The organism is Streptomyces sp. NPDC014727, assembly GCF_043083485.1.
In the GTDB taxonomy this organism is placed as follows: Bacteria; Actinomycetota; Actinomycetes; order Streptomycetales; family Streptomycetaceae; genus Streptomyces.
Genome location: NZ_JBIBYR010000048.1, coordinates 12,283 through 31,549 on the forward strand (window position 1 = coordinate 12,283; position 19,267 = coordinate 31,549).

Sequence of the window (19,267 nt, forward strand, 5' to 3'; positions counted from 1 at the left end):
CTCGCTCCCTCCGTGGGAACGGCGACGCCTCGCGCACGGCCTTCGGCACCGGTCGTCCGGCCGGCGCCCCATCCCGTCTCCGGCAGCCGGGACCTCAGGGCGTCGAAGCGCCGTGCCAGCGCCTCCTGCTCCCGGCCCAGTTCGTCGATGTGCCGCCGCAGCCGGGCGATCTCGCCGCCAGGCCGAGCGCCTCCGCCGCTGCCACGGTCCCCGGCGGGGCGGACAGCTGGAGCGGGGCCGGGACGGACAGACCGGGGGCCTGGTGGAAGCTCGCCCCCCGGCCGCGCAGCGTCGGTCCCGGCTCGATGCCGAGCGTTTCTCCTCCAGGCGGTCGGCCTCGGTGGCGCAGATCGGCCCGCGGCCACTGTCCTGGAGTGCGGGGCCGCGCCACACGGCCAGGGCGCGGCGCAGCGGCTCGGCCGCGTAGCCGGGGTCTGCTCTCCCTGGTCAGCGGGTCGCGCATCTCCACCGGTCCCAGCAGCCGGAATTCGGCCCGCTCGCCGTCCACGGCGGCCGGGGCCGTCCGGTCCGTGGCCGGTCGACCGAGGCCGAGTACGGTCATCGCGGTACCGCGCGGGTGGATCCGTCGCGTGCGAGCGCACGCCGGATGTCCTCGGTGATCTGCCGGGTCAGCGCGGTGGGGTCGGGCTGGAAGTAGAAGTGCCCGCCCTCGAACAGATGCAGGCCGAGGAAGTGCTCCGACCGCCCGGCCCAGCCGGCCAGGCGCGCGGGCGGAGCCACCGTGTCGGCGGTGCCGCCGAAGACCGACAGCGGCACGGGCAGCGGCGCCGGGTCGGGGGCCGGGCGCCAGGTCTCCACCAGCCGCAGGTCGCCCCGGATGGCCGGGCCGAACAGCTCCCACAGCTCGGGGTCCTCCAGGACCGCGGCGGGCGTGCCGCCCATCGCGGCCAGTTCGCGGCGCAGCCCGTCGTCGTCGAGCAGGTGCCGGTGGGTGCCGTCGCCGTCCGGGCAGGGCGTTCCGCGCGCCGACAGACCCAGCCAGACGGGTGGCGTGCGGCTCTCGGCCAGGAGCCTGCGGGTGAGCTCGTAGGCGATGAGGCCGCCCATGCTGTGACCGAACAGGGCGTAGGGGCCGGTGAGTTCGGCATCCAGTTCCGTGCGGAAGTGATCCACGAGCTGGAGGGCGTCACCGATGGCGGGGCGGTTCATCAGCAGACCGCGGCCGGGGGCGTCGAGAGGCCGCACGTCCCAGCCGGCCGGGAAGCGGCCCGGCCAGTCCCGGTAGGGCAGATGCGAACCACCTGCGTGGTGGAACACGAACAGGCGCAGTTCCATGCTGACTCCGTCCCACGGTCTCCGGTCCGAACACCGGACGATAGCGGGTCCGCAGGCCCGTGATCATTTCTCCGAGTCCGGTTCGAGCGTGTGTGCGCACGTTCTCGAGTGTGCGGAGCAGGCCCGGTTCATGCGCGCCCTGATCGAGCTGGACCAGTACATGTCCGGTCTCGCGAAGAAGCGCATGGAGGAGGGCGGCAGCAACGGGACCGACGTGCTGAGCCGACCGGCGAAGGCCACCGTGCTCTGGAACCCCTCGAGACCATCGTCGTCGACCCCGGAGAACCCCCCCATGAAGCTCCGCCGTTCCTGGAGCTCCGGGGCCCCTGGACGCCCGGCGCCTCGAAGCAGCGCTGGACCGGATCGCCGCCCGCCCGCCGGCCGGAGGGCCCGGCCTGGCAGCACCGGCTCCGGCCCCACGGACCCGGCCTGCACGCCCTGAGACTCACCACGGGCGCCCCCGGGGAGTTCCCGGCCGGCCTGCCGGCCGACCTCCTCACGGACCCGCCCCCGGCCGGCCGCTCCGTACCCACCCCCCGGCCGGCCCGCTCCAGCACGAGCTGCTCACCGACGCCGACGCCCACCCGGTACCGGCCGCCACGTCGAACAGCTCAGCTGGGTCTGGCACGGGCCGCTCGACCCCGAACGCTTCACCGCCGCCTGGCAGTCCCTCATCGACCGGGAGAGCGTGCTGCGCTCCGCCTTCGCCGACGGCCCCGAGCCGCGGATCGTGGTGCACGACCGGGGCAGGGCAGAGGTGGTACGGCTGTCGCACAGCGCCGAGGACTGGGCAGCAGTGGCCGAGTACGACCGGCGCCGCGGACTCGACCCGCGCCGCCCCGGACCGCTGCGCGTGACCGTGCTGGGCGGCTGCCCCGTCGTATCGGTCACCGCACCGCCCACCCGGGTGCCGTTCACCTACCACCACGCACTGCTCGACGACTGGAGCGCGCGCCTGCTGCTGCGGGAGTTCGTCCGCGCCTACCTGGCCGGCGGCACCCTGCCGGGCGGCGAACGCCGCCCCGACATGGGCGACTTCGCGCAGTGGCTCGCACGTCAGGACATCGGGCCCGCACGCGCATTCTGGACGGACGCCGAAACCACCGCCCGACGTCACGCACTCGCCCCTTGCCCATGTCCGCCGCCCCTGCCACTGCTCCGGCCTTCGCTGCCGTCCCCGGCGGGACCGGGACCGGGCGTACCCGGCTGCGGCTGACCGCCGCGCAGACGGCGCGGCTCGGCGCCTGGGCGGCCGGCTGGGGCAGCACCGAGAGCGGCGCGCTGCAAGCTGCCTGGGCGCTGCTGCTGTACCGGGCCGCCGGATCCGCCGACGCGGAGCCGGTCGGCTTCAGCGTGACCGTGTCCGGACGCGGGATCCTGTTCGAGGGAGCGGAGCGCCTGCCCGGCGCCCTGCGCAACCCGCTGCCGATGTCCGTCGTCGTCGACCCGCGAGCGAGCGTGCCGGAGCTGCTCGCCCTGCTGCGTGACCGAGCCCTGGACATGGCGGCGTACGAATGGGTCTCGGCGGGCCAGATCCGTACCTGGACCGAGGACCGGGCCGACGCGCCCGGCGCTGCGGGCAACCTGGTCGCCTTGGAGGGCCGGCCGGGCGGCCCGGACGGCCTCACCCGGGAACTCGCCGCCCAGGGAATCCGCGTGGATCCCCCGGAGACGCTCGGTGCTCGAACGGCCTTCCCGCTCACGCTCGTCGCCCACCACGACGGCGACGGCCGGCTCGTCGTGACCGTCTCCTACGACCGCACCCAATTCGCCGGCACCGGCGCTGTCCTGACGCACGCCGCATTCCTGCCAGCCGAACTTCCCCGCGTGGCGGGCGAGTCCACCACCATCGCCGAAGTGCTGGAGCTGCTGGCCGACGCGGACACCGACGCCGACGCGGACACCGACGCCGACGTGGACACCGATGCGGACCCGGAGGCCGAGGAGGCCCCGACCACACCCGTGGACGACCCGGCCGACGCCGATGACGCACCCGCGCTCATCACCCTGCGACCGGCCCGGTGAGGCCGTAGACCGGTGTGTTGATCGGCTCGCGCGTCTTGATCGCTTCTGAGCCTGCTGGCTAGGTTGGCCGGCATGACCGACCCCAGAACCCTCGCCTGGCCACCTGTCCCGATCAAGACCGAGCGGCTCGTACTCCGCGAGTCCGAAGCCCGGGACCGTGCGGCGGCCATCGAGCTGAACGCCTCGCCAGAAGTGGGCACCTACCTCGGTGGCCCTCGACCGCGTGAGGAACTCGAGCGCGCGTTGCCCGAGGTGCCCGGGAAGCGCCCTGGCTTCTTCGTGGTCGAGCTCGACGGGGTGGCGATCGGCACGATCATGCTCGATCCGCACGCAGAGCGTCCGGGGCACGTCCGTCCGGACGTCGGGAAGACCGAACTCGGCTAACTGTTCCTGCCGCAGGCGTGGGGATACGGGTACGCCACCGAGGCGTGCGCAGCGGCACTCGACTGGTTCGCCGAAGCGCTTCCCGGCGAGGCGGTGGTGCTCCGCACCCAGACCGCCAACGAGCGCTCGATGCGCCTCGCGGCAAAGCTGGGGTTCACCGAGGTGGAGCGGTACGAGGACTTCGGCGCCGAGCAGTGGTTCGGCGTGTGGACTTCGGTCTCGTCGCCCGCTTGAGCTCGTGCCCGGCAGCACGACGGATCTGCGAGGCCGCCGATCGGACGTCGTCCCCGGCTCGGACGACCGCTGCGTGATCCGGGCGTTTCCGAGAATGAGTAAGGTGCGCGCGACCGTGCGGCAGCGGATCAAGGGGTGCCGGCGCGTACGGCGGTGGTCGCCAGAGTGGTGTAGTGCATCGTGAAGCGGCCACCCAGAGCGTCGATGGCGTGGCCGACCGCGCCCAGTATCTCGTCCAGCTGATCGGGACGAAGTCGGGTGAGGCCGCCGGTAGTGGGGAGCAGGTCCAGCCATTCGTCGCGCGTGTAGGACTGCTCCCAGTCGAATCGCCACTGGTCCGGGTCGTTGAACTGCTCGGTCTCGCGGATCTTGTCGGCGATCTTCGCGTACCGCGCTTGGTACATGTCCAGCGGACGTCGCGCCGGCTGATTGCTGAACGGGGAGTCGGGCGCCACCCGACGGTGAGCAGCCGCGAACGGCCCGGCCACCTCGGCAGGCGGCTCGAATACATGCCCGAAGATCGCCAGGCGCCCGTTCGGACGCAGCACCTGGGCCGCCTTCACGGCGCCGGCGACCGGGTCCACCCAGTGCCACGACTGGGCGGCGATCAATGCGTCGAACACTCGGCCGGCCGGCTCCCAGGCTTCGAAGGTTGCCACCTCGGCCTGCAGGCCGAGGGCTTGCGCGAAGTCGGCCATCCGCGCATCCGGCTCGACACCGAGCACGACGCAACCGGCGGCCTGGAATTGCCGGGCCGCGATGCCCGTGCCGCAGCCGACGTCGAGCACGTCAGGCCCCGGGCTCCCGGCGACGATACGCGCCACCAGGCCATCGGGGTAGCCCGGTCGGGCCTGGTCGTAGCGTTGCGCATCCGTGCCGAAAGACTCGGCCATCTGCCGAGCCTGATGCAGTTGCGCCGGCTCTGGTTGCTCTCGCGGTAGAGTGGGCATGCGTTCACTTTAGTGGGCAAGCGCCCACATGCCAACGGATGCCAGGAGCCTGGCGCACGAGAGGATCTGCAGGTGCCGACCGGGGTACATCTTCGCGACGCGCGGCAGCAGTTGTTCGACGCCGCCGAACGCGTGCTGCTGCGGGATGGCCCGAACGGGCTGACCAGCCGGGCCGTCACCGACGAGGCGGCCTGCGCCAAAGGCGTCCTGCACCGACACTTCACCGACTTCGATGCTTTCCTCACCGAACTCGTGCTCGACCGGGCCGCACGGCTCGAGACGCAAGCGCAGGCGCTGCGCGAGACCGTCGGCACCGGCACCGTGGCCGATAACCTCACCGGCGCGCTGATCGCCCTGTTCGGACCGGTTCCCGTGGCGATCGTCCCGCTCATCACCTTCCGGGACGATTTGCGCGCGCGGCTGCGGCAAGCCAGGCCCGGGGGCGGTATCGCGATCCTCGCCCAGGTCGCGACCGCGGTCTCCGCCTACCTGGCCGACGAGCGCGCAATGGGCCGCATCTCGGCCGACGCCGACATCGACTCACTCACCCTCTCCTTGGTCGGAGGCGGGCATCTCCTGTTCGCGGACCGCGCCCCCGACCCGCCGACCACGGCAACCGTCAGCAAGCTGGTGACCGCGGTGCTCGCCGGCGTCGTGCAACGGCGGCCACGCTGAACCTGGCTTGCGGCCCGCAACGGCCCGCGCCGAAAAGGGGCCTCGGCGTCGGCCGTCGCCGGGCGCGAGCAGGCTGATGAGCCCGGCGATCGCCTCGGGGGAGGGCTTGGGGCAGCGGCGGACCTTCCCCGCCTTCTTGTGCCGGGACCTGGCCATCGGCATCAGCTCGGACGCGCCCTGCTCGCCCAGATGCGTCAGCCCCGAGTGGCGCCGCTCGTGCAGGTCCCGGCCGGTGCCGGGCCCGCGCAGGGCGGTGTGCTGGTCCAGCGGCGCGGCGCGCTGGCGGTGCGCGGGCTTGTGGAGATCGCGTGCGATGGAACAGCACAAGCAGGTCGACCCGGCCCTGGCGGCCGTGCTCGCCGCCATCAAGGGCACCGTCAAGGGCGGCATCGGCAAGCTCCGCGAGGGCCCGCAGGGCAAGCAGTACCGCGACGGCGAGACGTGGCCGGCCCTTCAGCGGCCGACCTGGCGCCCGGACATCCGGGCCGCCGTCATCAGCAAGGCCCGGGTCAACATGCACCGCAAACTCAGCAACATGGCCAAGATGACGGGCCTGTACCCGCTGGCCGTGCTGTCCGACTGCGTCGTCTACCCCTCACCCGGGGCCTCGCCGATGGACTTCCTGCCGTACGCCGCCTCCGGCAAGCCGCAGCCGGGCGGCTTCCGCCTCGGCCCCACCCCGGGCCTGGCGAAGCTGGAGGGCGTCCAGGAGGTGGCGTGGGCGGTCGACCTGATGGAGAAGGGCCTCAACCCCGCTCGCCACATCAAGGGCGGCGACGCCGTCCTCGAAGAGGGCGAGTAGGCCGTACTCCGGCGCGCCCTCACTGGAGATATCACCGAAGGAGTCGTACCCGATGAACACCACCGACCCCACGGCCTTCCCGGAGTGGCCCGCTCCCTCCGCCTCGCCTGTCCACGACCCGGCCTTGTTCGGGCGATGCGGGACATGCGTCTGACCTGGCGAGCTCGCGGCGTGCTGGCCGAACTCGCCACCGGCTACAACCCCGGACAGGAGCCCACGGTCAGCCAGCTGGTTTCTCTCACCCGTGACGAGCGCCTGGCCGCCGAGGGCCGCGACGCCTTCCGCAAGGCGGTCGGCGAGCTGCGCAGCCTTGGCTACCTCACGCCCGACGCCACCACGGCCTCCGGCGTGGGCGAGCGCCTGGTCGTGGACCTCGCCCCCGCCGTCGACGCCCACCTGATCCGCCACCGCTACGGCCACGGCGCGCTTACGGACGGGAGCTGACCGGTGGGGGAGATCGAGGACGCGATCGAGCGTGCCGACCGGGAGGCGTTCACCCGGGAGCCGCCCAAGACCCTCCAGGGCCGCATCAACTTCCTGATGAAGCAGCTGAAGACGACGCGCGCCGTGGCTGCCGAGCTGGGGGTGAACCAGCGGTCGGTGGAGCGCTACCGCAAGGGCGAGCGCAAGCACCCGCCCAAGGACATCGCCGCGAAGATCGACAACGCCGTCCGGTCCCGCTGGCAGCCCCAGGTCCGCAAGCGCCGGCGGAAGCAGGCCACCGCCACCGGGATCACCGTGGAGACGCGGGCCCGCTTCGGCTACACCGCGCCGATCGGCACCACCGACGACGGCCGCTTCCGCCGCCTCACTGTCCGCCTCCCCGCGACGTACGCGCAGCGCCTGTTCGACGCCCGTGACGCCGGGGCCAACGACCAGCAGATGCGCGAAATCATCGCCGAAGGATTCAAGGACGTGTACTTCCAGGACGGCGGCGGCCGCGCCATGGGAATCTCAGACGTCGCCATCAACGACATCGACTACCTGGATCTCGACTACTGAATTCGGAGCCCCTTTCGGGAGGCGCCTTCGACGGCCCCATCCTGGTATCGACGAGTACGGGAGGCAGTGGTGCTGTCCGGACTCATCGATATTCGGGCCCCGCTGGAGTGCGCACGCGCCTCGCGAACTGCCCGAGAAACGCTGCGCCTCGTCATCAACGGAGCCACTCATATCGATCACCTCTCCCTCCATGCTCCGGCGGCAGGCAGCACCCTCCAACGGGTCAGGACGTATCGCGGTCAGGTCACCGGGAGTCGGAGTCGTCGCCGACGCCGTCGTCGAAAATCACGGTCAGGGGCTGGGTGCCGCTGCGGTTGGTGGTGGTGAGGTCGTGCGCCAGCCGCTCGTACACAGCGCCGGACAGAGCCCAGGTGCCGTCGTCCTTCCCGTATTCCGAGCTCTTGGTCCGCGTGCTGCTCATAGCGATCAGCACGCCAATGACGGACCGGCCGGACAGGGTGATCCGCAGCCGATCGTGTCCTTCTTCGGAGGGTGTGGCCGGGGCACGGAAGTGAGGGAGGTCCGCAGCATGTTCCTGAATGAAGTCCCACATGTCGCGGTGGCAGACCAGGTGCACAGTGCCGACGGTTGCGGCCGTGCCGAGCACGATGTCGTGTGCGGCAAGTCGACGCTCCGACGCGGTAAGACCGTTCTTCCCGGATTCCTCCTCCGCGTCCGGGCGTGCGTTGGCGACTGCCTCGGCGACGGCCTGTCGGTGACCAGCGTTCTCGCAGGGCCCGTCCTCGGGCCGGCCGGGTCGAGGTTCAACTGCCGTGCTGCTGGTTTCAGGGTTCTCGTCCGCTGGGGCGCCGCATTCCGGCTCCTGTAGGGAGTCGGTGCCGGCCGCCCTGTCCCGTTCAGGCCGCCCAGGTTCCGGCTGCTCCGGTGGCGCCTGGTCTTGGACTGGATCTTCGATGGCGGCGGGAAGCTCGGGCAGCCGAGCGAAGGCGTCGCCCACCGCGGCGCGCAGTTCATGGACCACACGCGCCAGGTCCGCGACATCCTGGCGCAGCCCGGGAAGCGACTTGTTGATCTCCGAGAGCGAAGTGGAGACGCTGTTGACGCGGTTGCGTGTCTCCCGGTTGTCGGAGTGGAGCTCGGACACCTGGGTGGTCAGCGCTTCGGTGATCTCGCGGCGCGAGGTCTCTACACGGTCCCCCAACGCGGTGACCTGCTCCTCCAGCGCCCGCCGGGTATCCAAAAGAGCGGTCATCAGGTCGTTACGAGCCACAAGTCCCCCACAGATTGAGTGATCAATCGGATCCGCTGCGTAGTCTGGCCAGGTGAGAGCGATTTGATCAGCCGCATGGAACGGCCTGACTCAAAGAGTTCGGGCAAGGGCTGAAACGCTACGGAAGGAAAGGAGCGCCTGTTCGAACCCGGACGCGAGATACCGACCAGGCCGCCGCGGCCGCTTTATCCGGTGCCGATGTTGTCGCGGACGTCGACGAGGAACTGGTGGACCTGGTCGACCTCCTGCATGCACTCGATCAGCAACCCGGCCGCGATGCCGAAGTGCTACCTGGAGGGCCGGGCGACCGACCCGGCGACGTGGATGCGCGCGCCGGAGAACCTCGCCCGGGCGTCGCCGCCTGCACCTGCGAGGCCGAGGCCCCCGCCGCGCTTACACCGACCGCGAGGTGTAGGCCCCGGCCGCTGGTCCGGCCGCCCGGCACCGCCAGGAGCACGAGCAGCAACACCAGCAGCGCGGCGTCGCTCTCGCCCTCGCCACGGGCTGACGTGAGAGAGGACGGGATCGGTGTGAAACTGGGCACGGAAGGGGTGATCCCTGTGTCGGACCCACCGCACGCGTCCTCCGGCCCCGACACCGCCGTCGACGAGAATCGGCTGGAAGAGCTGATCATCGAGGCGCAGACTGCCCTGCCAGTCGAACTGCCCGCCTTGGCGAACCGGTGCGCCTCCGCTCTGGACCTGGATGCCGCGTTGATCTACCTCGTCGACCTGCAACAACAGCTGCTCATCCCGCTCGACGAGGCTTTGGAGCCGCTGCCGGTGGACCGCTCGTCGGCCGGCTGGGCGTACCGCGCGGTCTCCCCGCGGGTGGCCGAGGCCGACGACGGCTTGATCCTCTGGATGCCTCTGGTCGATGGTGCGGAGCGGCTGGGCGTGCTGGCGGTGCGGACCGCCTCGCTCGACAAGGTGCGGATGAGCCGCAGCCGGATGCTGGCCCGTCTGTTCGCCATGCTGATCACCTCCAAGCGCGCCTACAGCGACTGGCTCGTCGCCCGCACCCGCACTGCGACCATGCGGTTGCCCGCCGAGATGCTGCGGGCCTTCCTGCCACCCTGCACCATCGGCAGCAGCAGGTGCGTATCGACCGCGGTCCTGGAACCGGCGTACGACATCGCCGGCGACGCCTTCGACCACTCGGTGGTCAAGAACGTCCTGCACGCCGTGATCCTCGATGCCATGGGTCATGATCTGACCGCCGGCCTGACCACTTCGGTCGCCATGGCGGCGGCGCGCAACGCCCGCCGGGGCGGTGCCGACCTGGCCGACGTCGTCGGCTCCGTCGACCAGGCGCTCGCCCAGTGGCTGCCCGACCACTTCTGCACCGGCGTGCTGTGTCGGCTCGACGCCGAGACCGGGGTGCTGCGCTGGGTCAATTGCGGTCACCCCCCACCGCTGCTGATCCGTGGCGAGCGGGTGCTCGCCCGGGCGCTGGACAACTCCCCACAGCCGCCGATCGGCCTGGCTGGTCCACTCGCCCCGGCATCCCGGCAAGTCCACGAGGCGACCCTGGAACCGGGCGATTGCGTCCTGCTCTACACCGACGGTGTCGTGGAGGCTCGCGACGCGGAAGGTGCGGAGTTCGGCCTTGACCGGTTCACTGACTTCATCATCCGTTCCTCCTCCGCCGGACAGCGCCCGGCCGAGGTGCTGCGGCTGCTTATCCACGCCATCCTCGATTACCAGTGCAACCAACTGCGGGACGACGTGACCATCCTGCTCTTCGAATGGCGTCCGCAGGATCGGTGACGCGGTGTTGCGCCAGGGCCTCGCTGTCCGGGTCCACGCGGTGCGCCGCTCGGACCGCCTGGGCTCCCGGACCCGGCCTCACGCCGTCGCCGTGCCCGCCGCCCCGAGGCCCCGCATACGGCCGTCACGTACGGACCGGAAGGCGAACCGCGGCCAGGAGCAGACGACCGACGTCGCCACGCTGGAGCAGCCCCGCCGCACGTCCGAGGCCGCCGCCGCCAAGACGGCCGCCAAGCTCCGGGACGGCATCCGGGACCGCGCCGTCGCCCCAGCCCGCCCATCCGATGTCACGGACCTCGATCGCTCCGGCCTGCGGCATGTACTGGATGCAGCTCCCGATCACGTGCCGGCCTGTGGATAAACCGGACCGAGAGTGATCCGGAGGTCGACGGCGGCAAGGGGTCCATGCCGCACGCCCCGGCCACCGAGGTCAGGCCGCGGCCTGCTTCGCCAGGGCGGCGAGCGGGGAGCGCTTGGCCCTTGCCGACTCCGCGCAGTTGTTGTCACCGCAATCACAGTGCTTCTCATGCCGCTGAAACGCAGCAACCCCCTACCGCGTTGCACGCCCCAGCAGCCAGTACGGCAGTACGGCGAACACAACTCCGTGAAAGCCACGCCGCTTGAGAATGCCGAGGGCCATCGCTCTCAAGCGACGTGACAAACCGGCAGGTCAGCCGCTCGCTGTCCGTCAGATGCACCGCGACAGGACACGAGTCGTCGTGTCGCGTTCCAGCCAGCAGATTCTCACTGCGCCACGTGTTGAGTATGGGCGTTTGCTTCGGCCATGGGTTTGATGTCGCTGTGGTCGCCGCCTGATCGGTGGCCGGCTCAGCGGACGGTGTCGAACTCGCGCACCACCTGCGGCAGGGCCTTGAGGACCGTCGCGGAGTGGTCGAACTCCCCGACATCGCTGAGCTGTTGGTCGGCCCCGTGGGCAGTCAGCTGACGTTGGCAGTACAGGGAGTTAGCGAAGGAGACGTCCTTGTCGCCCTTGGCGTGAAAGAGGCGCACCGGGACTTCGGGCCGCCAGTCGCAGGTGGTGTCCATCACCTGCAGTTTCCGTCGCAGATTCCCCGTGGGGTTGCGCACCCTCTGAAGGAACTCTTCGGTGAACAGTTCCTTCGAGGTCGCGGGCAGTGCGGCCGCGATCTCCGACGCCTGGTGGTCGCCGTCGAACAGTGTGTCCACCGTCTTGTCGTAAGGGGCACGGAACGCCTGGTCCGGCATGTCGTACAGGCCGTACATCCGGTTCCACGCGGTGGCGAAATAGGCGAGGTAGAGCGATGACCGGACGACCTTGTCGTCTGCTGCGGCGGCCTCGAAACCACTCAGATCGAACGGGCCGGCGATCGGGGCCATGACACCTGGACGAAAGTACGGGTCGACGCCCTGTTGCAGGGCCCGCCCGACCATCATCGTGGCAGGTCCGCCCTGGGAGAACCCGCTGACCAGTACCCGCCGGTCGAGACCGCGACCGTCCCGGCGGGCGAAGGCACGAGCCGCCCGCAACGCATCCACCGAAGCGCTGACAGTCGCCTCCGGGTTCCCGTACGGATGGATCCCAGGGCCCTTTCCCAGGCCGAGGTAGTCCGGTGCGGACACCGCGCGGCCGGTCGAGGCGAACAGCAACGCCGTGGCCCGGTCGGGCGACTCGTCGTTCACCGAGGCCACCTCCCCTCGGTACACCTCCGTGCCGTGCAGCCAGGACACCACCCGAAGGCCGCGGTCGTCGTTCTTCGGCATCGCGACCAGCTCACTGGCCGTGGTGGGTTTGCCCTTGATGTCGACGGTGCGATACACGATCCGGTGGGCCCGCACGCCGTAGCGGACCTGTGTCGTATCGATGCCGGTCTTCGCCAGACGGGCCAAGACCTCCTTGGCGTCCAGGTCTGCCACAGGGGTCACGGAGATCACCGAACCGCGTGCTGCGGGCTGTTGGGACGCGGTCAGGGCGGCAGGCGAGGAGGAGCGCTGATTGTCGTCGCCGCACCCTGTCGCCGCCAGTACGGTCACGGCACACACCAGGGCGAGCGCACCGGGCTTGGCTGATCTTCCACGGAGCCGAGAAAAGTTCATGACTCGACTCTGCCGCTCCTGACATGCTCGGCACACTGGGATGAACACCCCACCCGCCAGGGGGATTTCCCTACGTGTGACCTTCGGGCGGGCTGAAGGCCCAGCGTGCAGCCAGCCAACTGCTCCGGGACGCAACAACGTGCCGAGCGCGCCGTATGATGCCGGAAGCCTCGGCGGGCGCAGGACAGGGCTCTCACCCGCGACACGCACTCGCCCCTCTTCTTGCCTCGGCTGTGCGTCTGTCGATCGTCGCAGCTCTCACTGCAGTGGAGAAGGCCGAGTTCGCCTACGTGCGGGATCTCGTGGAGATCACCGACTCCGCCTTGTCGAAACAGGTCTCGCGCCTGGAACAAGCGGGCTGGGTGACAGTCGAGAAGGGGCAGGTCGGACGTCGGCCGCGGACCTGGCTGCGTCTGACCGAGGGCGGAGCGGCTGCATACCGGCGCCACCTCGCCGCGCTGACGGCGATCGCGGGCCCACTGCAGTGAAATGACATGGGCAGGGGCGAACGGCTGGTCACAGGTGTGAGCAGCCGTTCTCAGCCAGCTCGTCAGTTTCTCCTCGCCGTGGCCCGGATGCCTTCTGCGATCTGGACGAACTCGAAGAACTGTTGGCCGAGCAGTTGGCGCAGGTACGGGCCGAGCGGGACGAGCTCGCTGTCGCCGAACAGGTCCTTGAGCGGGTGAGTGAACAGATTGCCAGCGAACGGGTCTCGGCCGCGCCGATACCGAGGCAGGTGGGCGGGCAGTCGGTGATGCTGATCCCGCACCGCGTGGAGGAGGCGACGCTGCCGCCGGACTACCAGCGCATCCTCGCCGCCGTCCGGCAGGCCGCCATGGCCCGGCAGGTCGGTGACGTGCCGGGAGTGGCAGGCCAGAAGACCGCCAACCGAGTCCTCGCCACCGGACGCGCACCGGTCGAACACGGCTTCGCCCACCTCAAGAACTGGCGGATCCTCACCAGACTCCGCACCGACCCCGCCCGCGCCACCCACCTCCTGTGCGCCCTGCTCGTCCTGACGAACCTCGAAGTCAACCGCTGACGGATGCGAGGCCACGCCGCCTGGACACTGAAAGTCACTCAGCGAGGCTGAGTGAACGAAGGTCAGCGTCCAGCATGCGGATCAACTCACCAACCCGTCCGCCCCCACTCGGCGCCGCTGGGAAGCGTTTGAGCACGTCAACGACAACCGACGTCGCACGATGCACCGCCTGCTCAAGGTTCTCGGCACCAACGCTCCGATCGTCGCCGGCGACGAGTTCAGCCGCTCTGGCCGCGTAAGCGCCAGCTCCGAGAATGTGCTTGACCTGGGTGGCCTTGGCCAGCGGATGCAGGTAGGCGGCGCCTGCCGCAGACATCGCTGCCCACGCTGCCTCGCGCGCAGCCGCAGTGTCCGCGCTCTTGGCCGCCTTGAGGGCCGCCGAAGCTGTGTCGCGCAGAGATTTCCCGCGTTCGCCGCCCCGAGCGAACTCCCACGCGGCACTGACAGCGTCTCGAGGCCGCGAGTCGTCCGGCTGATCGGCCTCGAATATCTCGAGCACCGCCTCCGCACACGCCGCGGCGAACGCTGCGACCTCACGAAGGTCCTGCTTGCTCAGAACGATCTCGCTCGCGTCCCCCGTCATGGCTCCATCTTCCATGATTGCGCTGAACAGCTAGGCGGTAGGGGCGGCTCCGGGCCGCCGGGCCGCAGCGAGCAGAAACCGGCAAGCCGACCGCTGACGGACGTCTACTCCTCAGACAGCCGCCCACGGTCAGCGCGAGTACCCCAAGTACCCCCCAAAACCGGTCACACCAGCCCTTTGACCTGCGACTTCAAGTTGGCGGAGGCTCAGTGCACTGCATCCGGTGCGCGATGTGCGCTCAGTGGACGTTGTAGCCCCTGGCTGGTCAAGTCTCGCCCGCAGGCCGTCCAGTGGGGCCGGCGTGTGCCTCGGGATGCTGTTCGAGGAGAGGGGACTTGACCGCCCAACGGGCCGGCTTCGACAGCGGGGCCGCTGATGGGCCTGCCGTCCAGCAAGGCGCGAACGTGCTCTTTGGCGGGTTTCTCAAAGTTGGTGTCGAGCCAGCCGTTGCAGTCGCGCCCCTCTCGTCGTACTGATCGCAGACAGGCGCCATCACCCGTGACAGCTGCAACCGTTCCGTTCTTCCGCTCGCGTAAGGGACCGGCTCCCCGGCTTGGTAGAAGGTGAAGGGGCCATCGTCCTTGTAGCGCCTCAAGAGCCAGCGGGGGCGAACGTGCTCGCGGCGTCCCTTGACCGGGACGCCGCAAAGCGCGCATTCAAACATGCACCGGCCGCCGAAGCGGGTGTTGACGTGCTGTCGGCCGATCGGTTCTGCCGGTATCTTAAGCCCCGACAGGGCGCTGAGCCCGGCGGTGTGCTTGCGCAGGGAGCGGACGTGGATGGCTCCACCACGCCAGCCGACCAGCGGCGGCGGGCGTGGCTGGCCCGAGGGGTCACGTCTTCAATTTGCTCTTTTCTGTCCTGTGCCATCGAACCTTGAGCCTGTGTCACCGAAGTTTGATCGGCAAGAGCCCTGGTCACGAGCGCGCCGATGCCGCGCCGTACCGCTGGTGGCCGAGCGCCGCCCCGACCGGCCGGTACCGCCGATGGCCGGTACCGCCAGGATCGGGGCGGTCGTGCACCTGCTGGCCACCGCAATCGAGGAGGGTTCGGGCCTGTCCTTGATGAGCGGCGTGCCGGCCAGTACCGTCTACTGGTCTGGCGGCGGGGCCGGCCCGTGACTAGCGCAGATGCCGAGCGAAGAACCCGGCTTGATCGCACCCTCGGTCAGCCAGCGGCGCACGGTGGAGGCCGATACGAACCCGGCGATGTCCCGCGGGACGGCCTCGCGGGCCAGTTCCGGGCACGACCAGCGGGCCAGCGGCACCCTCGCCGCGGGCAGCCGGCAGGCCAGCGCCTTGACCTCGGCAACCTGCAGCGGCGTGAACACCGGCGGGCGGTGCTCGGTCTTGTGGCCGTAGGCCATCGTCTTCAGCCGCGCGGTTCGGCGGCACTGGGGGCTATCGGACAGGCAGTGCGTAGGAGCATGGCGGGCGAACCGATCGGCCGAAGTGGATCACTGACAAGCCGCAGCCTGCCCCGCCAGCCGTGGCAGTGAGCCCAAGCGTCGCGGCGGTCAGCGGGCGCCCGAGCTTGGACTGACCAGATCACTCCGTCACGGGCAGGCACTCGGCGAGTAGGTCGACGACGTCGCGCCAGGCTCGCTGCGCGTGCCGTGAGTGGTAGCCGACGCCGGGGCGCACGGTGTGGTCGACCGGCGGGTGGTGGAAGGCGTGCAAGGCGCCGCCGTAGACCACGAGGCGCCAGTCGACGCCCGCGGCCTGCATCTCGGCGGTGAACGCGTCCCGTTGCGCGGGCGGCATGATCGGGTCTTCCGAACCGACCCCGGCCCACACCGGGCAGCGAATGCGCGCCGCCTCGCCCGGTCGGCCCGTGGTCAGTGCGTTGACTGTCCCGATCACGCACAGGTTGACGCCGTCGCGCCCGAGTTCCAGCCCGATGGCGCCCCCGGTGCCGTAGCCGACGGCGGCGATCCGGTCGGGGTCGCTCCGCGGTTCGGCGCGCAACACGTCGAGCGCCGCGTGGCCGATGCCCCGCATCCGGTCGGGGTCGGCGAGCAGCGGCATGCAACGGGCCAGCATCTCCTCGGGGTCGCCCAAATAGCGCCCGCCGTGGAGGTCGAAGGCCAGCGCTACGTATCCCAGCTCGGCGAGCGCATCGGCCCGGCGGCGCTCGACGTCGCTGAGCCCCGGGCCCTCTGGTCCGAGCAGGACCGCGGGCCGGCGGTCGCCACCGGCCGGGAGCGCGAGGTGCCCGATCATCGTCAGATCGTCGGCCGGGTACTGGACCGTGCGCGTGGTAATCGTCGTCATGAGACTGGACGGTAGTGATCGTCGAGCCCGGTCGGGCCGGGGTTCACTGCTGGCAGAACAGCGGGGTGCCCCTCTGAGAGGGCGTTACTGACTTCGGCTCCCGCACCCGGCTGTGCCACCGCCTGCGCACCTACCCCGCGGGCAAAGGCACACGCCGCAGCATGGGCGGACGCGACTTCATCGCGCTGATCGACGGCGTCCACCACCTCGTCAAGGCCCCGATCGTGCTGGTCTGGGACCGGCTCAACACCCACGTCTCCCACGTCATGCGTGAGTCGGTCGCCGAGCGTGAATGGCTGACGGTGTTCCTACTGCCCGCGTACTCGCCCGACCTGAACCCCGTCGAGTGGGTGTGGGCACACGTCAAACGCAGCCTGGCCAACCTCGCCGTCGTCGCCCTCGACCGGCTCGAAGCCCTCGTACGCAACCGGCTCAAACGCCTCCAGGACCGACCCGACACCCTCAACGGCTTCATAGCAGGCACCGGCCTCACTCTCGACGACCCGGCGTCAGTAAGTACGACTTTCCTCGACCTGTGCGAGGCGCAGCTCGCTCTTCACCAGACCTGTGCCGCGTACGAGGAGTACGCCACCAGCCTCCCGTAGCCGGCCGAACCGACGCTCGGCTGGGAAGGGGACAAGCAACTCCACTCCTCCCACCGGTCCCACAAGGAGGACTCCTCCCGGGACACGGAGCAGCAGGCCTCGGAAGTCCGGCGCTTCCAGGGAGAGCTGCGCCGGAGGTTGTCACGCATCCGTTCTGGGAGTCCTTGAGCGGTCCTGATCTGGCCGATGCCCGCATGGCGCTCAAGCACGCCCACCGCCCGGAGCGCTGCTCTGGACAGGGACGCGCAGGCTGGGGGTGTGGAGTTCCCGGCCAGAGTGGCACTGGCCCAGGCCGTCCCGGTTCTGCCCGAGGGGCCGGGCTGGTGGTACGAGCCGAAATTCGACGGTTCTCCAGACACTCAGATGTGTCTCACCTACTGGTGCCGTCGTTTCAGGAGCCTGTGCGCGAGGGTGGCCATGTGCTGACACCACCGATCGAGCCGATGCTGGCGCAGGCCCGAGACACACTGCCGCGCCCCGGCGAGGTTCCGGATCCGCTCTGGCAGCAAAAGGCAGACGGCTACCGGTGTCTCGCGTTCCTGACGTTGCGTGGGGTTCCGTCCTTGGCGACGTAGGCCAGGCGGGTCACGTCACGGGCCAGCAGCTCCTGGCTGGTCGGGCGGTTCAGAACCTCGATGGTCTCGTTCGGCTGCATGGTTCGGTTCCTCCTTCTCAGCGCAGTTGCTCGGCCAGTCCGACGATGATGCCCTCCGGGCCGCGGAGGTAGCAGAGCAGATAGCTGTCCTCGAACCGGGCGATCTCGCCGACGAGTTCGGCGCCGTGAGGGCGCAGGCGGGCAACGGTGTCCTCGATGTCGTCGACGGCGAACATGACGCGGTGCGTGCCCAGAATGTTGTGCGGCCGGTTGCGGGGCACGGCGCTGATCGCCGCAGGGCTGCGGTACTTCGCCAGCTCGAGCCGACTGTGACCGTCCGGGGTCCGGACCATCGCGATGTCACAGCGGACTCCGTCGAGTCCGGTGCACTGGTCGGCGAAGAGGCCCTCGACCTCCGCCCTGCCCTCCAGCTCCATGCCGAGTTCCACGAAGAACGCGATGGCGGCATCCATGTCCTCGACGACGATGCCGACGTTGTCCATCCGCTGAATCGCCATGCCGGTTTCTCCTTCTTCCTCGTGCGGCCGGTGGTGGGCGTTGTTGTCCCTGGGACGGAGCCGGTGGCACGTTCTCGACATCCGCAGACCGCCGAACCCCGAAAATGTGGATCGCGCCTCAGCACCGCTACAGCAGACCCGCGAGCCGGGCGCCACCACCGAGGGTGAGTGCGGCGCAGGTGGCCGCTCCCATGAAGACGATCAGCCGCAGCGTGCCGTCCTCGCTTTTCAATGCTTCCTCGACGATTCGCAGCGTGCGCGCTTGAGCGTTACGCCTCCCCGATTAATTCACGGTGCCGGGGCACCCTTGGCAGGTGGAGTTCCCCGTGCCGCTCGCCCTCGCCGCACCACACCCCTGCCCGCCGCGGACACGGCTGCCCCGTCGAGGACTGGGTCCACCTGAGCGACTGCCGCGATGCGGACACATACCCCAAGCTCCTCACCCGCGACGAGGCCCGTACCGTCCTGGCCACGGGTGCGGTCCGGCCGTGCCCGTACTGCCGGCCCGAGACCAGCCTCGGCCTGATCGACTGACCCCGGCACACGGTCACTGGCGGACGGAGGTGAGCCGGGCACCGGAATGCCGGGCGGGCCCGGCGCTCGCCGCTGTCCGCGTCGGCGGATCGGTGAACGCCGCCGGGCCGCCGCCCACGCGGGCAGACGGCCACTCTGACGGGGGACGTGGCCGAGCGCGTGCCCGTACGGGTCTGCCCGGCCGTGCCCGGCAGGCAGGGGCGGGCTCCGGGACGGAGGCTGGATGGGTGGACCTTCCCGTACCGCTCGCTCTCGCCCAGGCCGTGCCCCGGCTCCCGCGCGGGCGCGCCGGGGCGTGGTGGTACGAGCCGAAATTTGACGGCTCTCCAGACACTTGAAGCTGTCTCGTACGGGTGACACCTCGGCGCCTCCAAGCACGCCATCGCCCCGTACCGGAAGACTGCACTGTGCCGGAGTGGTGACGCATGCCTGTGGGGTCACGTGCAGTTGTTCTTCGCGGACCAGCGGAAGGTCTGGAAGGTAGGCCAGGTCGCTGGATTGAGTCGGTCAGAGCTGTCAGCTCTGTTCGCGCGGCGTCTGGTGCCTACGGGTACGCCGGTCTTGCTGGATGAGGCGATGAGGAACCGGCGTTTTACGTCTCTTAAAGTGCCTCCGGCTCGAAGCTGGTGGATCAGGGCCGGTAGCGGTGCGTATGCAGATCACCCTTTTGGGT

17 protein-coding genes and 5 pseudogenes are annotated in these 19,267 nt (G+C 70.1%); 12 read left to right on the plus strand and 10 right to left on the minus strand.

Features of this window, described 5'->3' with window-relative positions:
• Positions 1 to 558: 558 nt before the first annotated feature.
• The gene (locus ACF1B9_RS36460; protein WP_391746755.1) at positions 559 to 1,296 is read right to left on the minus strand and encodes a thioesterase II family protein; all 738 of its coding nucleotides are present in this window, start codon (positions 1,294 to 1,296) and stop codon (positions 559 to 561) included.
• Positions 1,297 to 1,915: 619 nt separating this feature from the next.
• Here ACF1B9_RS36460 and ACF1B9_RS36465 point away from each other — a divergent pair.
• From ACF1B9_RS36465 to ACF1B9_RS36475, 3 genes and pseudogenes are all read left to right on the plus strand, one after another.
• Positions 1,916 to 2,512: pseudogene (locus ACF1B9_RS36465) on the plus strand (condensation domain-containing protein); the annotation flags it as partial.
• Positions 2,431 to 3,321: a condensation domain-containing protein gene (locus tag ACF1B9_RS36470; protein WP_391746754.1), complete on the plus strand. Its 891-nt coding sequence runs from the start codon at positions 2,431 to 2,433 to the stop codon at positions 3,319 to 3,321. The pseudogene ACF1B9_RS36465 and the gene ACF1B9_RS36470, both read left to right, overlap by 82 nt.
• Before the next feature lie 72 nt (positions 3,322 to 3,393).
• Positions 3,394 to 3,939 (plus strand): annotated as a pseudogene (locus ACF1B9_RS36475) (GNAT family N-acetyltransferase).
• Between the two features lie 128 nt (positions 3,940 to 4,067).
• Here ACF1B9_RS36475 and ACF1B9_RS36480 read toward each other — a convergent pair.
• A complete protein-coding gene (locus ACF1B9_RS36480; protein ID WP_391746753.1) occupies positions 4,068 to 4,889 on the minus strand; it encodes a class I SAM-dependent methyltransferase in 822 nt (273 codons plus the stop codon).
• Between the two features lie 72 nt (positions 4,890 to 4,961).
• Here ACF1B9_RS36480 and ACF1B9_RS36485 point away from each other — a divergent pair, with 72 nt between their 5' ends.
• The 4 genes and pseudogenes from ACF1B9_RS36485 (at position 4,962) to tpg (ending at position 7,368) form a co-directional block, all read left to right on the plus strand.
• The gene (locus ACF1B9_RS36485) at positions 4,962 to 5,564 is read left to right on the plus strand and encodes a TetR/AcrR family transcriptional regulator (protein WP_391746752.1); all 603 of its coding nucleotides are present in this window, start codon (positions 4,962 to 4,964) and stop codon (positions 5,562 to 5,564) included.
• Positions 5,565 to 5,874: 310 nt separating this feature from the next.
• Positions 5,875 to 6,366 (plus strand): annotated as a pseudogene (locus ACF1B9_RS36490) (transcriptional regulator); the annotation flags it as partial.
• A gap of 144 nt (positions 6,367 to 6,510) precedes the next feature.
• Positions 6,511 to 6,810 carry a hypothetical protein gene (locus ACF1B9_RS36495; protein WP_391746751.1) on the plus strand — a complete coding sequence of 100 codons (300 nt, stop codon included), beginning with the start codon at positions 6,511 to 6,513 and terminating at the stop codon, positions 6,808 to 6,810.
• Between the two features lie 3 nt (positions 6,811 to 6,813).
• Entirely contained in the window at positions 6,814 to 7,368 is a 555-nt protein-coding gene (gene tpg, locus ACF1B9_RS36500; RefSeq protein ID WP_391746750.1) for a telomere-protecting terminal protein Tpg, read from the plus strand.
• Positions 7,369 to 7,612: 244 nt separating this feature from the next.
• Here the strand turns inward: tpg and ACF1B9_RS36505 are convergent, their stop codons facing one another.
• Positions 7,613 to 8,581 (minus strand): hypothetical protein, encoded by a 969-nt coding sequence (locus ACF1B9_RS36505; RefSeq protein WP_391746749.1) that lies wholly within the window; start codon positions 8,579 to 8,581, stop codon positions 7,613 to 7,615.
• Between the two features lie 569 nt (positions 8,582 to 9,150).
• Here ACF1B9_RS36505 and ACF1B9_RS36510 point away from each other — a divergent pair.
• Entirely contained in the window at positions 9,151 to 10,368 is a 1,218-nt protein-coding gene (locus ACF1B9_RS36510) for a PP2C family protein-serine/threonine phosphatase (protein WP_391746765.1), read from the plus strand.
• A 124-nt stretch (positions 10,369 to 10,492) separates the two neighbouring features.
• On the opposite strand, the gene ACF1B9_RS36515 is transcribed toward ACF1B9_RS36510, so the two are convergent.
• Together ACF1B9_RS36515 and ACF1B9_RS36520 are read right to left on the minus strand one after the other, a co-directional pair.
• Positions 10,493 to 10,711 carry a hypothetical protein gene (locus ACF1B9_RS36515; RefSeq protein WP_391746748.1) on the minus strand — a complete coding sequence of 73 codons (219 nt, stop codon included), beginning with the start codon at positions 10,709 to 10,711 and terminating at the stop codon, positions 10,493 to 10,495.
• A gap of 485 nt (positions 10,712 to 11,196) precedes the next feature.
• Positions 11,197 to 12,444, minus strand: coding sequence for a hypothetical protein (locus tag ACF1B9_RS36520; protein WP_391746747.1), 1,248 nt, complete (start codon positions 12,442 to 12,444; stop codon positions 11,197 to 11,199).
• A gap of 233 nt (positions 12,445 to 12,677) precedes the next feature.
• Between ACF1B9_RS36520 and ACF1B9_RS36525 the strand changes: the two genes are divergently transcribed.
• Both ACF1B9_RS36525 and ACF1B9_RS36530 read left to right on the plus strand, forming a co-directional pair.
• Complete coding sequence (locus ACF1B9_RS36525) at positions 12,678 to 12,932, plus strand: winged helix-turn-helix domain-containing protein (protein WP_391746746.1); 255 nt, start codon at positions 12,678 to 12,680, stop codon at positions 12,930 to 12,932.
• Positions 12,933 to 13,054: 122 nt separating this feature from the next.
• Entirely contained in the window at positions 13,055 to 13,486 is a 432-nt protein-coding gene (locus ACF1B9_RS36530; RefSeq protein ID WP_391746745.1) for a transposase family protein, read from the plus strand.
• Positions 13,487 to 13,520: 34 nt separating this feature from the next.
• On the opposite strand, the gene ACF1B9_RS36535 is transcribed toward ACF1B9_RS36530, so the two are convergent.
• From ACF1B9_RS36535 to ACF1B9_RS36545, 3 genes are all read right to left on the minus strand, one after another.
• Positions 13,521 to 14,069, minus strand: a complete 549-nt coding sequence (locus ACF1B9_RS36535; protein WP_391746744.1) for a putative immunity protein — start codon at positions 14,067 to 14,069, stop codon at positions 13,521 to 13,523.
• A gap of 1,090 nt (positions 14,070 to 15,159) precedes the next feature.
• Positions 15,160 to 15,435: a helix-turn-helix domain-containing protein gene (locus tag ACF1B9_RS36540; protein ID WP_391746743.1), complete on the minus strand. Its 276-nt coding sequence runs from the start codon at positions 15,433 to 15,435 to the stop codon at positions 15,160 to 15,162.
• A gap of 181 nt (positions 15,436 to 15,616) precedes the next feature.
• Positions 15,617 to 16,342: a dienelactone hydrolase family protein gene (locus tag ACF1B9_RS36545; RefSeq protein ID WP_391746742.1), complete on the minus strand. Its 726-nt coding sequence runs from the start codon at positions 16,340 to 16,342 to the stop codon at positions 15,617 to 15,619.
• A 110-nt stretch (positions 16,343 to 16,452) separates the two neighbouring features.
• On the opposite strand from ACF1B9_RS36545, the pseudogene ACF1B9_RS36550 reads away from it, so the two are divergent.
• Positions 16,453 to 16,854: pseudogene (locus tag ACF1B9_RS36550) on the plus strand (transposase); the annotation flags it as partial.
• 634 nt (positions 16,855 to 17,488) lie between these two features.
• On the opposite strand, the pseudogene ACF1B9_RS36555 reads toward ACF1B9_RS36550, so the two are convergent.
• Together ACF1B9_RS36555 and ACF1B9_RS36560 are read right to left on the minus strand one after the other, a co-directional pair.
• Positions 17,489 to 17,602 (minus strand): annotated as a pseudogene (locus tag ACF1B9_RS36555) (pyridoxamine 5-phosphate oxidase); the annotation flags it as partial.
• Positions 17,603 to 17,619: 17 nt separating this feature from the next.
• Positions 17,620 to 18,060: a VOC family protein gene (locus ACF1B9_RS36560; protein ID WP_391746741.1), complete on the minus strand. Its 441-nt coding sequence runs from the start codon at positions 18,058 to 18,060 to the stop codon at positions 17,620 to 17,622.
• Between the two features lie 231 nt (positions 18,061 to 18,291).
• Between ACF1B9_RS36560 and ACF1B9_RS36565 the strand changes: the two genes are divergently transcribed.
• A complete protein-coding gene (locus ACF1B9_RS36565) occupies positions 18,292 to 18,594 on the plus strand; it encodes a DUF6233 domain-containing protein (protein WP_391746740.1) in 303 nt (100 codons plus the stop codon).
• Positions 18,595 to 19,267: the final 673 nt, after the last annotated feature.